Source organism: Phyllobacterium trifolii, assembly GCF_014192095.1.
Classification (GTDB): Bacteria; Pseudomonadota; Alphaproteobacteria; order Rhizobiales; family Rhizobiaceae; genus Phyllobacterium; species Phyllobacterium trifolii.
This window is the reverse complement of the sequence record NZ_JACHXN010000002.1, coordinates 246374-259581: the sequence shown is the minus strand read 5'-3', so window position 1 is coordinate 259581 and position 13208 is coordinate 246374. Positions and strand designations below refer to the sequence as shown.

The 13208-nt window shown below is 58.2% G+C and carries 11 protein-coding genes; 5 read left to right on the top strand and 6 right to left on the bottom strand.

Annotated features, from left to right (window positions below):
- Nucleotides 1–39 precede the first annotated feature (39 nt).
- Together pstS and FHS21_RS04245 are read right to left on the bottom strand one after the other, a co-directional pair.
- The gene (gene pstS / locus FHS21_RS04250; RefSeq protein ID WP_112525481.1) at nucleotides 40–1119 is read right to left on the bottom strand and encodes a phosphate ABC transporter substrate-binding protein PstS; all 1080 of its coding nucleotides are present in this window, start codon (nucleotides 1117–1119) and stop codon (nucleotides 40–42) included.
- 317 nt (nucleotides 1120–1436) lie between these two features.
- Nucleotides 1437–3068, bottom strand: coding sequence for an alpha-D-glucose phosphate-specific phosphoglucomutase (locus FHS21_RS04245; RefSeq protein WP_183661140.1), 1632 nt, complete (start codon nucleotides 3066–3068; stop codon nucleotides 1437–1439).
- 151 nt (nucleotides 3069–3219) lie between these two features.
- On the opposite strand from FHS21_RS04245, the gene FHS21_RS04240 reads away from it, so the two are divergent.
- Complete coding sequence (locus FHS21_RS04240) at nucleotides 3220–3477, top strand: type II toxin-antitoxin system Phd/YefM family antitoxin (protein WP_112525477.1); 258 nt, start codon at nucleotides 3220–3222, stop codon at nucleotides 3475–3477.
- Complete coding sequence (locus FHS21_RS04235) at nucleotides 3477–3890, top strand: type II toxin-antitoxin system VapC family toxin (RefSeq protein WP_112525475.1); 414 nt, start codon at nucleotides 3477–3479, stop codon at nucleotides 3888–3890. Before FHS21_RS04240 ends, FHS21_RS04235 begins: the two co-directional genes overlap by 1 nt.
- Before the next feature lie 45 nt (nucleotides 3891–3935).
- Here the strand turns inward: FHS21_RS04235 and FHS21_RS04230 are convergent, their stop codons facing one another.
- Nucleotides 3936–4553, bottom strand: a complete 618-nt coding sequence (locus FHS21_RS04230) for a L,D-transpeptidase (protein ID WP_112525747.1) — start codon at nucleotides 4551–4553, stop codon at nucleotides 3936–3938.
- Between the two features lie 174 nt (nucleotides 4554–4727).
- Here FHS21_RS04230 and FHS21_RS04225 point away from each other — a divergent pair, with 174 nt between their 5' ends.
- On the top strand, nucleotides 4728–5222 hold the full coding sequence (locus FHS21_RS04225) for an MmcB family DNA repair protein (RefSeq protein ID WP_112525473.1): 495 nt from the start codon (nucleotides 4728–4730) through the stop codon (nucleotides 5220–5222).
- A gap of 1 nt (nucleotide 5223) precedes the next feature.
- Here FHS21_RS04225 and FHS21_RS04220 read toward each other — a convergent pair whose 3' ends face one another.
- The 3 genes from FHS21_RS04220 to hrpB form a co-directional block, all read right to left on the bottom strand.
- Nucleotides 5224–5787 carry an ActR/PrrA/RegA family redox response regulator transcription factor gene (locus FHS21_RS04220; protein WP_112525471.1) on the bottom strand — a complete coding sequence of 188 codons (564 nt, stop codon included), beginning with the start codon at nucleotides 5785–5787 and terminating at the stop codon, nucleotides 5224–5226.
- Between the two features lie 71 nt (nucleotides 5788–5858).
- A complete protein-coding gene (locus FHS21_RS04215) occupies nucleotides 5859–7157 on the bottom strand; it encodes an ActS/PrrB/RegB family redox-sensitive histidine kinase (RefSeq protein WP_112525469.1) in 1299 nt (432 codons plus the stop codon).
- Nucleotides 7158–7333: 176 nt separating this feature from the next.
- A complete protein-coding gene (gene hrpB / locus FHS21_RS04210; RefSeq protein ID WP_183661137.1) occupies nucleotides 7334–9778 on the bottom strand; it encodes an ATP-dependent helicase HrpB in 2445 nt (814 codons plus the stop codon).
- Nucleotides 9779–9996: 218 nt separating this feature from the next.
- Between hrpB and FHS21_RS30405 the strand changes: the two genes are divergently transcribed.
- Both FHS21_RS30405 and FHS21_RS04200 read left to right on the top strand, forming a co-directional pair.
- A complete protein-coding gene (locus FHS21_RS30405; protein ID WP_210283324.1) occupies nucleotides 9997–12636 on the top strand; it encodes a S10 family serine carboxypeptidase-like protein in 2640 nt (879 codons plus the stop codon).
- Entirely contained in the window at nucleotides 12633–13070 is a 438-nt protein-coding gene (locus FHS21_RS04200) for a hypothetical protein (RefSeq protein ID WP_112531054.1), read from the top strand. Before FHS21_RS30405 ends, FHS21_RS04200 begins: the two co-directional genes overlap by 4 nt.
- Nucleotides 13071–13208: the final 138 nt, after the last annotated feature.

Sequence of the window (13208 nt, the reverse complement as noted above, 5' to 3'; positions counted from 1 at the left end):
CAGTTGTGCGGTCCCCTTGCCGCGGCAACCGAAGGGTTATCAGTTCTCTATGCTTGGCACTTTCGCCCAGTAGTCCTCGATTTGCTTGACCAGTTCTGGCGGGACCGGCACATAGCCCAGTTCGGTCGCCTTGGCCGCGCCCATCTGGAAGGCGAGGCGGAAGAGATCATGAACACGGCCGTAGCGATCTACCGCACGTCCAACGACCGGGACCACCGCAAAGGTCGCGGCGGTTATGGGATAGGCATTGGCACCAGGCAGGTCAGTCAATATGGCGTGAAAGTCCTGCGTCTTTTCCCAGGCAATGGCGTGCACGGCATCCCGCACGCCGTCAGCACCGGGTTTCACGAAATGGTTCGCCTTGTTCTGCAGCGATACATAAGGAAGGCCGGCGCGCTCGACTTGGCCATATTCGGCATAGGCGATCGCGCCCTTGGTTGCGTGGACGGCACTGATCAGAGCCTGCGTGCCTTCAGCGCCTGTCCCAACCGGCCATTTGATCAGTGTGTCGGCACCATGGAGCTTTTTCCAATCGGCACTGACGGCGGACAGATACTCGGTAAAGGCAAAAGTCGTCCCGGAACCATCTGTGCGATAAAGCACGCTGATCTTTAGATCGGGTAGGGCGGCATCCGGGTTCAAAGCCTTGATGGCCGGGTCGGACCAGGACCTTATCCTATCGAGATAGATGTCGGCCAGCACCGGGCCAGAAAGCCGCAAACGCCCATTTTCAAAGCCGTTGATATTTGCGACCACGGCAACGCTGCCGAATACGATCGGAAACTGCTCGCGCCCGTGTCTTTTCAGATCGGCTGGATTAACAGGGACATCAGTCGCTGCAAAGTCGAGTTCAGGTTGGTCGAGCCGCATTACGCCGGCAAGCGAACCAACGAGTTCGTAGTCGACTGTCCAGTCGGGCGATATGAAGTCACCGCCGTCCACCCGAGCATCTCGATAGGCTTGCGACCATGCGGCGATCACTGGTGCTGCAAAAGTCGAGCCAGCACCGCGAATGGGTTCCGCCTGGGAGGACGTGCCGAAACACAAAACGATAGCCGCGATCGTGGCGCCTGCAATTGCTGCTCCAATCGATCGGATACAAAGAAAGTGCCTGTCCATCGCTGAGCCCCGCCATCGAATCTAACGCCAGCATGTATTATCAAGCGCGCAAAAACTCTCTTCCAAGACAGCTCGTCCGGCCGTCTTGAATATTACAAATTTCCTCATGATTTAAGTATTTCGTTTCGTTAACATTTGAATGACAGCCGTACCAAAGAATTTGACGAAGGGCTCAAAAGTCTAATTGCGGCAGGGTTGCGTGGCGAAGTTGGATTGACACGGCCGCAACCGCTGATAGCGAGTATAGACCCACCGTTGCCGGCGGCCCTCAGAACATCGAACTCTCCGAAAATATTCTATTTGGGCTTGCGATCAAATCACGTAATTACGCTTGGCTCCTTGCGGCCCGTATGCCCTTTGATATCCGCAAGGTCGTGCGCGGCGCGGATGAGATCGGCGAGCGCGCCCTGCGTTTCGAGATCGTGGCGCTTTGGATCGGGCTCGTAGCGCTCGATATAGACGCGGATGGTTGCGCCGGACGTGCCGGTGCCCGACAGGCGGAAGACGACGCGCGAGCCGCCTTCGAACAGGACGCGGATGCCCTGGTTCTTGCTCACCGATTTGTCGACCGGATCGTGATAGGCGAAGTCATCGGCATGCGTGATCTTGAGGCCCTGGACCGAGGTACCGGGTAGCGTTGGCAGCTTGGCCCGCAGATCGTCCATCAATTTGTTGGCGCCGGCCGTATCGACGCCTTCATAATCGTGGCGCGAATAATAATTGCGGCCGTAGGTCGCCCAATGCTCGTGCGCGATCTCTTTGACACTGACCTTGCGCACGGCAAGGATGTTGAGCCAGAGCAGCACTGCCCAGAGGCCATCCTTCTCGCGCACATGGTTGGAGCCGGTGCCGGAGCTCTCCTCCCCGCAGATCGTCGCCATATCCGCATCGAGCAGGTTGCCGAAGAATTTCCAGCCGGTCGGCGTTTCATACATGCCGATCTTCAGCTTTTCCGCCACACGGTCCGCTGCGCCACTGGTCGGCATGGAGCGGGCGATGCCCTTGAGGCCCGCCTTGTAGCCGGGCGCGAGATGCGCATTGGCCGCAAGCATGGCGAGCGAATCGGAAGGGGTGATGAAGATGCCTTTGCCGATGATGAGGTTGCGGTCGCCATCGCCATCGGAGGCCGCGCCGAAATCAGGACCATTTGGAGACATCAGAAGATCGTAGAGGTCTTTGGCATAGACGAGGTTGGGGTCGGGATGATGCCCGCCGAAATCTTCGAGTGGCACGAAATTGATGCAGGTGCCGTCCGGTGCGCCGAGGCGATGCTCGAGGATTTCCTTGCCGTAGGGGCCCGTGACCGCATGCATGGAATCGAAGCGCAGGGTAAAGCCCGACTTGATCAAGGCGCGGATCGCATCGAAGTCGAACAGCTGTTCCATCAGTTCGGCATAATCGGCCACAGGATCGATGATTTCGACATCCATTTCGCCGATCTTCTGCGTGCCGATCGTATCGATATCGATATCCGGGGCGTCGGCGATCACATATTGCGTGATCGTCTTGGAGCGGGCGAAGATCGCCTCGGTGATCTTTTCGGGAGCAGGTCCGCCATTGCCGATATTGTACTTGATACCGAAATCCTCGGTAGGACCGCCCGGATTATGACTGGCCGACAGGACGAGCCCGCCGAACGCCTTGTATTTGCGGATGACATTGGAGGCTGCCGGCGTCGACAGGATGCCGCCCTTGCCGACAAGAACGCGCCCGAAGCCATTGGCCGCAGCCATCTTGACGGCGATCTGCACGACCTCGCGATTATAGTAGCGGCCGTCGCCGCCGATCACCAGCGTCTTGCCCTTGAAGCCTTCAAGCGAATCGAACACCGACTGGATGAAGTTCTCGACGTAGTTTTCCTGCTGAAACTCCGGCACTTTCTTGCGCAGGCCCGATGTTCCGGGCTTCTGGTCGTCAAATGGCTTGGTGGCAACGGTCTTGAACATGATGGGCTTCCAGTCTCACTTAAGCGTCTGCGACAATCTATGGGCCGGTCGTGTATCAGGTCAACACGACAGAATTTCGAAGGCACTATGAAATTCCAAAGCTTGAAGGGGATAGGAGAATGTAGTAACATATCTACAACAAAAAGGAGGCTTCATGGGTATTACCACAATCTCCAGTAGAGAATTCAATCAGCACGCCAGCGAGGCTAAAAAGGCAGCGAATGACGGACCTGTTTTCATTACGGATCGGGGCCGGCCTGCGCACGTTCTCTTGAGCATCGAAGAATACAGAAAGTTGACAGGAACAGGCAAAAGTCTTGCGGATGCCTTGGCCCAGCAAGGTGATGACGGAGATTTCGATTACGAGTTTCCAAAGCTGGAAATACATTTCAAGCCTGTTGATTTTTCTTGATGTTCATTCTGGATACCAATTTTCTCTCAGAGATGCGCCGGGCAAACAAGGCGGATCCAAAAGTATTGGCTTGGGCGGCTGCGAATAATTTTAACGATTTTTTTCTGTCCTCGATCACCGTCTTCGAGCTCGAATTAGGTACCCTGCTGATGGAGCGCAGAGATGCAAAGCAAGGCCTGGTTTTACGCGCTTGGCTGAACGGTTGGGTTCTCATTGAATTCAGAGAACGAATTCTTGCGGTAGATAGTGCTGTTGCACAATGTTGTGCGCATTTGCATGTTCCAAATCCCCAAGCGGAACGGGATTCATTTATTGCGGCAACAGCAATTGTTCACGGGATGACACTCGTCACGCGCAATGTGGCCGACTTTCAATCCACCGGAGTTTCCATCTTCAACCCCTGGAACGAATAAGGCCGCTCGAAAGCGGCCTATTCGACTCGTTGCTGCGCCAGCAAATTATCTGACGATGACCTTGGCGCCGACTTCCGCGCGGTTATAAAGATCCATGATGTCCTGGTTCATCAGGCGAATACAGCCGGAAGACATGGCCTTGCCGATCGACCACCATTCCGGTGTGCCATGCAGGCGGTAACCGGTGTCGCCACCCTTGTTGAACAGGTAAAGCGCGCGGGCGCCTAGCGGATTAGTGATGCCCGGGTCCATGCCGTCGCGGAATTCCGCAAGCTTGGGCTGGCGCTGGATCATCTCGCGCGGCGGTGTCCATGTTGGCCACTCGCGCTTCATCGCGACGCGCGCGGTACCATGCCATTCGAAACCCTGCTTGCCGACGCCGATGCCGTAGCGCATCGCTTTGCCGCCGCCGAGCACATAATAGAGATATTTCGTACCCGTATCGACGATGATCGTCCCCGGAGCCTCGCTGCCATCATAGTTGACTTGCTGGCGCAAATACTGTGGCGGGATCTTGGAGCGGGGAACAGCGGGAATCACGTAGCCGGCGTCGACGACGGAATTGTAGGAGGCTGTGGAATAGCTGAAACCGATCGTAGAACAGCCGGTCAAGGCAGTTGTAGCCATCAGCCCAACTGCGAGGACGATAGTCTTGAGTTGCATGGTCACCCCAATGTTAAGCGAATCTATGTGCGTTTTCTTGTGTTGCCTCTCTAGCGCCATTATTGTTAATGGCTGATTAACCGTAAAGCGAAGTTTTTCGTTAACCTGTCAATCCTCAACCGGGCGGTGTAGTTTTTTTGCCATGGTTGCAAATTTGCCGATATTCTGCGGATCATGCCTCTAGTCAGCCTGGGTCAGACAAGCCCGCTCATCGATGGGCGGCAATCGGAAAACGCCATGCTGGTGCGCCGCGGTGTGCAGCGGCTTTTTCTTGAACTCGGGCTTGCGGTGATGCCGGAATTGCCTTTGGCGTCTGGCCGGCGCGCCGACCTTGTGGCATTGACGCGCAGCGGTGAGATCTGGATCGTCGAGATCAAATCCTCGATCGAGGACTGGAAAGTGGATCGCAAATGGCCGATCTATCGCGCGCATTGCGACCGGTTGTTCTTCGCCACGCATCCGGGTGTTCCAGCGGACATTTTCCCCGAAGATTGCGGGTTCATTCTTTCGGACGGCTACGGCGCCGAGATCATCCGCGATGCGCCGGAGCACAAGCTCGCAAGCGCAACCCGCAAGGCGATGACGCTGCGGTTTGCCCGCGTCAGTGCAGCGCGCATGACTTTGGCCGAACTGTCGGGGATAGACTTGCCTGAAACAGACGTAGAGTAGGCTAGCGCGGAGCTCGTTTGGCCAGAATACGCTGCAACGTACGGCGGTGCATGTTGAGCCTGCGGGCCGTTTCGGAAACATTGCGGTCGCACATCTCGTAGACGCGCTGGATATGTTCCCAACGAACCCTGTCGGCCGACATCGGATTCTCCGGCGGAGCGACCTTTTCACCGGAACGCCGCGTCAATGCCGCAAAGACTTCATCAGCATCGGCTGGCTTCGACAGGTAATCGATGGCACCGAGTTTGACCGCATTGACCGCGGTCGCGATGTTGCCGTAGCCGGTAAGGATAACAGCACGCGTGTCTTCGCGCCGGGCGCGGATAGCCTCGATAATGTCGAGGCCGTTGCCATCGCCTAGTCGCATATCGACCACCGCATAGGCCGGGGCGTGGGTCTTGACGCTGGCAAGTCCGGCCTCGACCGAATCGGCAATGGCGACGGTGAAGCCTCGCGTTTCCATGGCGCGTGCAAGACGCTGCAAGAACGGCTTGTCGTCATCGACAAGAAGAAGTGTCGGATCGCCGCCTATGGCTGCAATATCGTCCTGATCCGTGTTTTCCATCAGGGTTTCCTGCTCTTTTTTTCATATTATTCGTTGTTAATGGTTCGCAATGAACAAAAAGTCAAAGATTATCAATCGGCAGCGAGTTGATTGCGCGGCCAGCTCACGATGACCTCCGCACCCTGTCCCGGATCGTTGCGATTGCGGAAGGTAATCGTCGCGCCCGAACGCTCCAAAAGCGTCTTGGCGATGAACAGGCCGAGCCCGAGCCCGCCGCCATGTTCATTGATTTCGCGGTCGCGGCCGGTGGTGTAGGGCTCGCCGATCCGGTCAAGAATTTCGGCGGCAAAACCTTGGCCATCGTCGCTGACGATGATCTCCACGGTCCTGTCGGTCCAGCCCCAGCTGACCTCGATTGTCGCCCTGGCAAAATCAATCGCGTTCTCGACCAGATTGCCCAGCCCGTAGATGATGCCGGGATTACGCCGGATGATCGGCTCGACACCTTCGCCCCTCAGCTTCTTCACCACGATATTGATACCGAAGTTGCGGTTGGGCTCGATGACTTCCTCGATGAGCGAGGAGATCTTCAACCGCGACATGTGTTCTTCGCTGGTCGAGGACAGGCTGGTAAGCCGCTTCAGAATCTCGCGGCAGCGGTCGGTCTGCGAACGCAGAAGCTCGATGTCTTCGGCAAAACGGTCATCCTGTTTCAGGCTCCGCTCCATTTCCTTGGCGACGAGGGCAATCGTCGCAAGCGGTGTGCCGAGTTCATGCGCAGCGGCGGCGGCAAGCCCGTCCAGTGCGGAGAGATGTTGCTCGCGCTGCAGGATCAGCTCCGTCGCAGTAAGCGCATCGGCGAGGAGGCGCGCCTCTTCTGCGACGCGATAGGCATAGACGGCGGTGAAGGCGAGGGCGGAGACCACCGAACACCAGACGCCGGCAATGAGCACGAAGGGAAGTTGCATGCTCTGGCCCTCATACCAGGGCAGCGGCAGGTAGACGTTGGCAAGCACTGTGGCGCAGATGGTGACGAGAAGGCCGAGCGCTATGGTCGAATAGGCTGGCAGCGAGGTGGCAGAAATGATCACCGGGACGATCATCAGTACCGCGAAGGGGTTCTGCAGTCCGCCGGTCATATAAAGGAGACCCGCCACCTGCAGGATATCGAAGGCGAGGACTGTGACCGCCGCGCGCGGCTCGAGCCGGTGGTTGATCGGATAGCGGAACGACATCAGGAGGTTCAGCCACGCCGAACAGGCGATCATCGCGAAACAGATGCTGACCGGGAAGGGGAATTTGAGATAGAGCGCCACGAAAAGCACCGCGATGCTCTGGCCAGCAACGGCAAGCCAGCGCAGGCGAATGAGCGTCGTCAGCCGAAGCCGCCGCGACAGATAAGATGAGCGTATGCCGAAATCCTGAACCATGCGGGAGCTTTAGAACAAACGGAGTGCAAAGGGAATTGTGGAGTTTTTGGGGAGGCAGCAGCGTTGCCGCCTTACCCCTTGTGGGGAGGGGGCGGAGCGAAGCGACGGGGAGGGGGCCCCTCCCTGCTGCTGCGCAGCCTCCCTCCCCACAAGGGGGAGGGTCAAGGCTGCGGCCTTCAAGTCCCCCGAGGTTTTGCCCTGGCGGTCGGCGATGCATTTGCTGGATCCTCCGGCCAGACATGCCTCGGATAGCGGCCGCGCATGTCGCTGCGCACATCCGCCCATGAGCCTTTCCAGAAGCCGGGAAGATCGCGTGTGATCTGGATCGGGCGATGTGCGGGCGACAGGAGTTCAAGCAGGAGCGGGATGGTATCACCGGCAATGGCGGGATGCATGCCGAGACCGAAGAGCTCCTGCACGCGTACGCTCAGCACCGGTTCCCCTTCATCGTAACGGATCGGGATATTCGAGCCGGTCGGCACTTCGAAATGGGTCGGTGCGAGAGTGTCGATCTTGCGTTGGAGATCAAAGGGAACAGCAGAGCGCAGCCCCTCGACAAGCACATGGCCGGGGATTTGGCTTAACTGGGCAGAGCCCTTGAGGAAGGGCAACAGCCAATCGTCCAGCGACGCGATGAGAGCATCGTCGTCCATCGCCGGCCAAGGTGAACCGAGCCCCTGATGCAGCCAGGCGAGCCGGCGGCGCAGGATCGTCGCTTCCTTCGACCATGGCAGAATGCCCGGACCATGCGCGCGGATGGCGGCGATGACGCCAAGATCAGCCTCCTCGCCTGTAGGTGCTGGTAGCGTCTTTTCGGACAATGCAATCGCGCCGATGCGGGTGGCATCGCGTGCCTGCAGGGCGTTGCGGGTCGGATCGTAGGTCACCTGCCGCCCGCTGACGATGCGATTGGCCAAGGCATCGCGGATTTCCGCTTCCGTCACCTCCGCAGCGGCAAGGATGCGCGCACGGCCTGCCCGGCCTGCAAGATCGGCAACGACCAGCCATGGCGACTTCGCCAGCGAAGTGGCTGGATCGACCTCGCCGCCGCGCCCGTTGGCAAGGGTGAACTGGCCATTGCCGCGCGCCTTGGCGATCCGGTCGGGGTAGGCCCCGATGAGCAGACGGCCGACACTGTCGGGTTCAGGCGCAGCGCCGCCATTTCCCGCTAATCGCTTTGCCAACCCACGCGCCCGCGTTGCACGATCGCCGCGTTCGCGCTGGAAGCGCGAAAGACGCACATCGAGATCAATATCATTGCCGCCAAGCCCGCGCTCGGTAAGGAGGACGGCAAGTTCGGCTGCTCGGTATGCCTGCCCGCGTTCGCGCGCGGTCAGCACCATATGGGCAAGGCGCGCAGGCAAAGCCAACTTCCGCATCGCGTCGCCCATGGGCGTGACGCGATTGCTTTCCAGCGCTCCGAGATTTTCCAGAAGCGCCCTGGCTTCCTTGATTGCAGGGGCCGGCGGCGCGTCGAGAAAGGCAAGGCTCGCCGGATCGGCAACACCCCAGGCGGCACAATCGAGCACGAGGCCGGTCAAATCCGCTTCGAGGATTTCCGGCGGGGCGAAGGCTTCCAGCGCCGCCGTCTGTTCGGCTCGCCAGAGGCGCAGTGCGATGCCGGGCTCCGTTCGCCCGGCGCGCCCGGCTCGCTGATCGACTGCCGCACGGGAAGCACGCACGGTTTCCAGACGAGTCAATCCGGTGGCGGGTTCGAATTTCGGCAGTCGCGCCAAGCCGCTGTCGATGACAACGCGTACGCCATCGATAGTGATCGAGGTTTCGGCGATGGAGGTAGCAAGCACCACCTTGCGTTTGCCGGGAGGTGGCGGCTTGATCGCCGCGTCCTGATCGCGACCCTCCAGCGCACCGTAAAGCGGCACGATCATGACGTCGGCGGGCACGCGTCCTTGCAGCGCTTCGGCGGTGCGTTCGATCTCGCGCTGGCCCGGCAGGAAGGCGAGGATGCTACCGGTCTCGTCGGCGAGCGTATCGCGGATGGCCCTGGCCATGGCATCTTCGATCCGCTCGTCCGGTTTGCGTTCCCGATATCGGATATCGATGGGAAAGGAGCGCCCCTTGCTTTCCAGCACCGGCGCATCGCCCAGCAGTTTTCCAACCCGCGCGCCGTCGAGTGTTGCCGACATGACAAGGAGCTTCAAGTCCGGTCGCAAGGCCGCCTGCACATCGAGCGCCAGCGCAAGGCCGAAATCCGCGTCGAGGCTGCGCTCGTGAAATTCATCGAATAGGACAGCGGCGATGTCTTTCAGGTCGGGATCGTCGAGGATCATTCGGGCGAAAACGCCTTCGGTGACAACGAGGATGCGCGTTCTCGCCGAGACCTTGTTTTCAAGCCGCATACGATAGCCGACGGTTGCGCCGACCTCCTCGCCCATGAGGCTCGCCATGCGGCTGGCGGCGGCGCGCGCGGCAAGGCGGCGTGGTTCGAGGAGGATGATCGTGCGGTCCTTGCGCCACGATGCACCGAGCAAGTGCAGCGGAACGAGGGTTGTCTTGCCGGCACCGGGCGGAGCGACAAGGACGCCAGCATTGCCATTGGTCAGCGCAACATCGAGCGCCGGAAAGATTTCGGTGACGGGAAGGGCAGGCAGGTCGATCAAGGCATTGTGTCCGGCATTGCAATAGTGTGGCGTTTTGACAGGGTTCCTGCCGGCAAGTCCAGCAGCTTTTTCGAGATCATTGGTCATCAATAACTGTGTGCACTTCATGAAATGCACGCATAAGGGCATTTTTCTTGTCTGATTAAACTTTAGGCGAATTGTGCAGCGCAGCAAATTTTGAAAGGGTTGTAAGCAATTGTAATCAGGATTTTGCACTTATGAATTTTCGCTTTTTGCTGCTTTTCGCAGCGCTCGGCCTCAGCGCTTGCAATGGTTCCGATTCTTCCGATTCCTCCACAACAGCTACGAGTACGTTCGATGCCGAGACTGCCGCGGCACAGGCGAAGCTCGATGGGCTCAACGCAGAGATCGGTCAAAAGACCACTGCTTTGACTGCCGCCGGAACCAAACTCACCCAAACTGAACAGGCAGATGCGGCGCTTGCCGCCAAAATCCAGCAGGGTGAAGAACAACTGGCCGGGCTGCTCGTCGAGGCGGCTGCCAAGACCGGGGAAGTCGAAACGGCGAGCACGACGCTCAAAGACCGGCGGGACGAACTTGCCGGCCTCGAGGGGCCGAACGGCAGGATCGAGACACTGAACCGGGAAATCGCTGGTCTGGAGAAGACGCGCGATGGTCTCGCGGGCGTCAAGGACGGTGATCCGGGCGAAATTGCGGGGCTCAAAGGCGAGCGCGACGATCTGGAAAAGCGCCGGGACGAACTGAAGGGAGTTGAAGGAGACCAGACGAAGCCGGGATTGATCAAGCTTGCCGACGATGAACTGAAGGTCCGAAAAGACGAGCTTGCCGATCTGATGGGGGATCCGAGAGATACGGCAAACCCAGGCAAGATCAAGCTGGCGATGGATGAGCTGGCCACATATGAGGGTACGGGCGGGAAGATCGAGACGGCCAAGACAGAGCTTGCACGGCTCGAGACGCTGAAGAACGCTGCGATCGAGGATGCAAGGGCAGCAAAACTCGAAGCAGCGCATATCCGCAGCGATGGTTTGATCGAGACCGGACGGTTTGCCGAGGCGGCAAAGATCCTCGATGCCGCAGGTCTGACGGCGGAAGGCGCATCGCTTCGTGCCGTCGAGGCTTTCGTCAAGGATGGCAAGACCATCGAGGCAGCGGGCAAATTGAAGGAGTTCGCGCCGGTCAAATCCGTGGCGGCGCTCTTTACCCGCGCCGGCAAGGACGAAGAAGCCTACAAGCTCTACGCGCCGGAGGATTATGAGCTTGAGGATCCGAACACTTATATGGCGTCCAAGATCGCTGATTTAGCGAAATCATCGCTCGAATCTTCAGTGGTCAACGAGATATCCTCCGTAAAGCGGCATTCGATGTCCATCCGCGGAAAAACAGTATGGTTCACGGCCAGGGCCGGGCACCTCATTGCCTATGCGCCAAAAAGCGAGTCCAAAGAAATGCGGGTCGCGAAGGCCTCGATTTTCTATACCTCCTATACGCGCGAAGATCTGCCGAAAGAGAAGCGTCCGGTGACTTTTTTCTACAATGGGGGCCCGGGCTCAGCCTCGATCTGGCTGCACCTTGGATCTTGGGCGCCGCAGCGTCTGATATCCAATGCTCCGGAAATACCCGAAAAATACAAGAGCACGAAACCACAGCAATTTGACAAGGCCGAAAATGCCGAGACACTGCTCGACCAGACGGACCTGGTCTTCTGCGATCCGGTGGGGACAGGCCTTTCGCAGGCTATCAGTCCGAACAAGAACAAGGATTTCTGGCAAGTTGACAAAGATGCCGGCGTGCTCAGGGATTTCGTCACGCGCTATACCAATTATTATAACCGCCAGGCCTCACCGAAATATCTCTACGGCGAATCCTATGGTGGCATCCGCACCCCCATTGCCGCCTATCTTCTCCTGCAGGCGGGAACAGCCGATTACGAACACGATCCTTCCGGCAAGCCGCCAACCGTTCTTACAGGACTCGTTCTCAATTCGCCTATTCTGGACTATTCCGCGGATTGTGGTCAGGCAAGGACACGCTCCTGCGCCGGGTATCTGCCATCCTATGCAATCTTGGCAGACTTTCACAAAAAAGCGAAAGTGCGTGGGGACAAGGAGACGATAGCGGAATATTACGAGGCGTCGAAAAAATTCACGGCCGAAACATTTACGCCCTTTGCCGATAAATTTTCATATCCGGCACCGCCTCCCGGTACAAAATCAAAAAAAATCAAATGGCTGCCCGAACTTGAAGCCATGGCTGGCGGTAAAGCCCTTTTGACAGACCTTGAGACAAGGCTTGGAATTTCGCGCAGGGTCTGGGAACCGGAACCACTTCTCAATGTCGACATATTCCGGGAGAAATTGCTGCAAGGCCAGAAGTTGTCCGGTTTCGATGGGCGCATGTACACGCCATCAACCAGCTACGACGCCGATAAATACATTGACGATGCATTTCTTAATCAGTTTCGTACGATGCGGACCGATTATTTGAACTACAAGAATGACTCGACCTATACCACCAGTTTAGAAGGCCTCCGCGACAACTGGGATTTCAAGCGACCCTTCACAAAATCCAATGCTACAACGAGCCTGCCGGAGCTGACGAATATATCAACGCTGGCACCGGGCACCAAGATACTGATTCTCGGAGGCTATCACGATATCAGAACGCCGCCCTACCAGACTGAGCTCGATTTGAAGAACGTCAATCTTCAGGATCGGATAGTGGTCAAGAATTTTGCAGGCGGTCATATGACATACAATACGGAGGAATCGCGTGCACCGATGAAAGCAGCGCTCGACGCCTTCTATGAAGCACCGCCCTATGCGCCGTCTGCATCGCCCGTTACGGCCGCCATTGTTTCAGGAGCCCTCCAATGAAATCCGTTCGCCTGGCGCTCGCCGCCCTGCCGCTCCTTGGTCTGTCCGGTATTGCTTCGGCAGGGGTGACGCACCCCGTCACCGCGACAATATTGGCTCCGCCACTTTTGCTCCGTGTTTCCGAGGAGTTGGGAACGCCTCCGCCTGATGCGCCCGGTGTGGTTCCTCCCGAAATCACACCTGAAAACATGCAGCGATTATTCGATGCCGATCTGCGTGACCGATTTGAATCTGCAACTGGGGCGAGCGGAATTTTGACACTCAAGCACGCCAATGATGCTGGCTGGGGCTTCGTCGCCGATCATTTCGCCGAGATCGATCGCGACCATGACGGCTACGCCAGTTTCGATGAGGTGCAGGCCTTCTTCGATGGCCGCTCGCCCCTGCCTGCCGCCAGAGCAAGGGTTGCGGCGAAAGTGCAGGTGGTGGAGTAGGCGACGGCAGGCTGTGGCTCATGGCGTGCCATAGGAAGCGCGCCATTTCCGGCGAGAAATGTCGCCGGTCCGATTGACGACCCTTGGTGCGATCCTGATAGTGCAACCAGCAAATCACTACGTTGCATTGACCGAGAC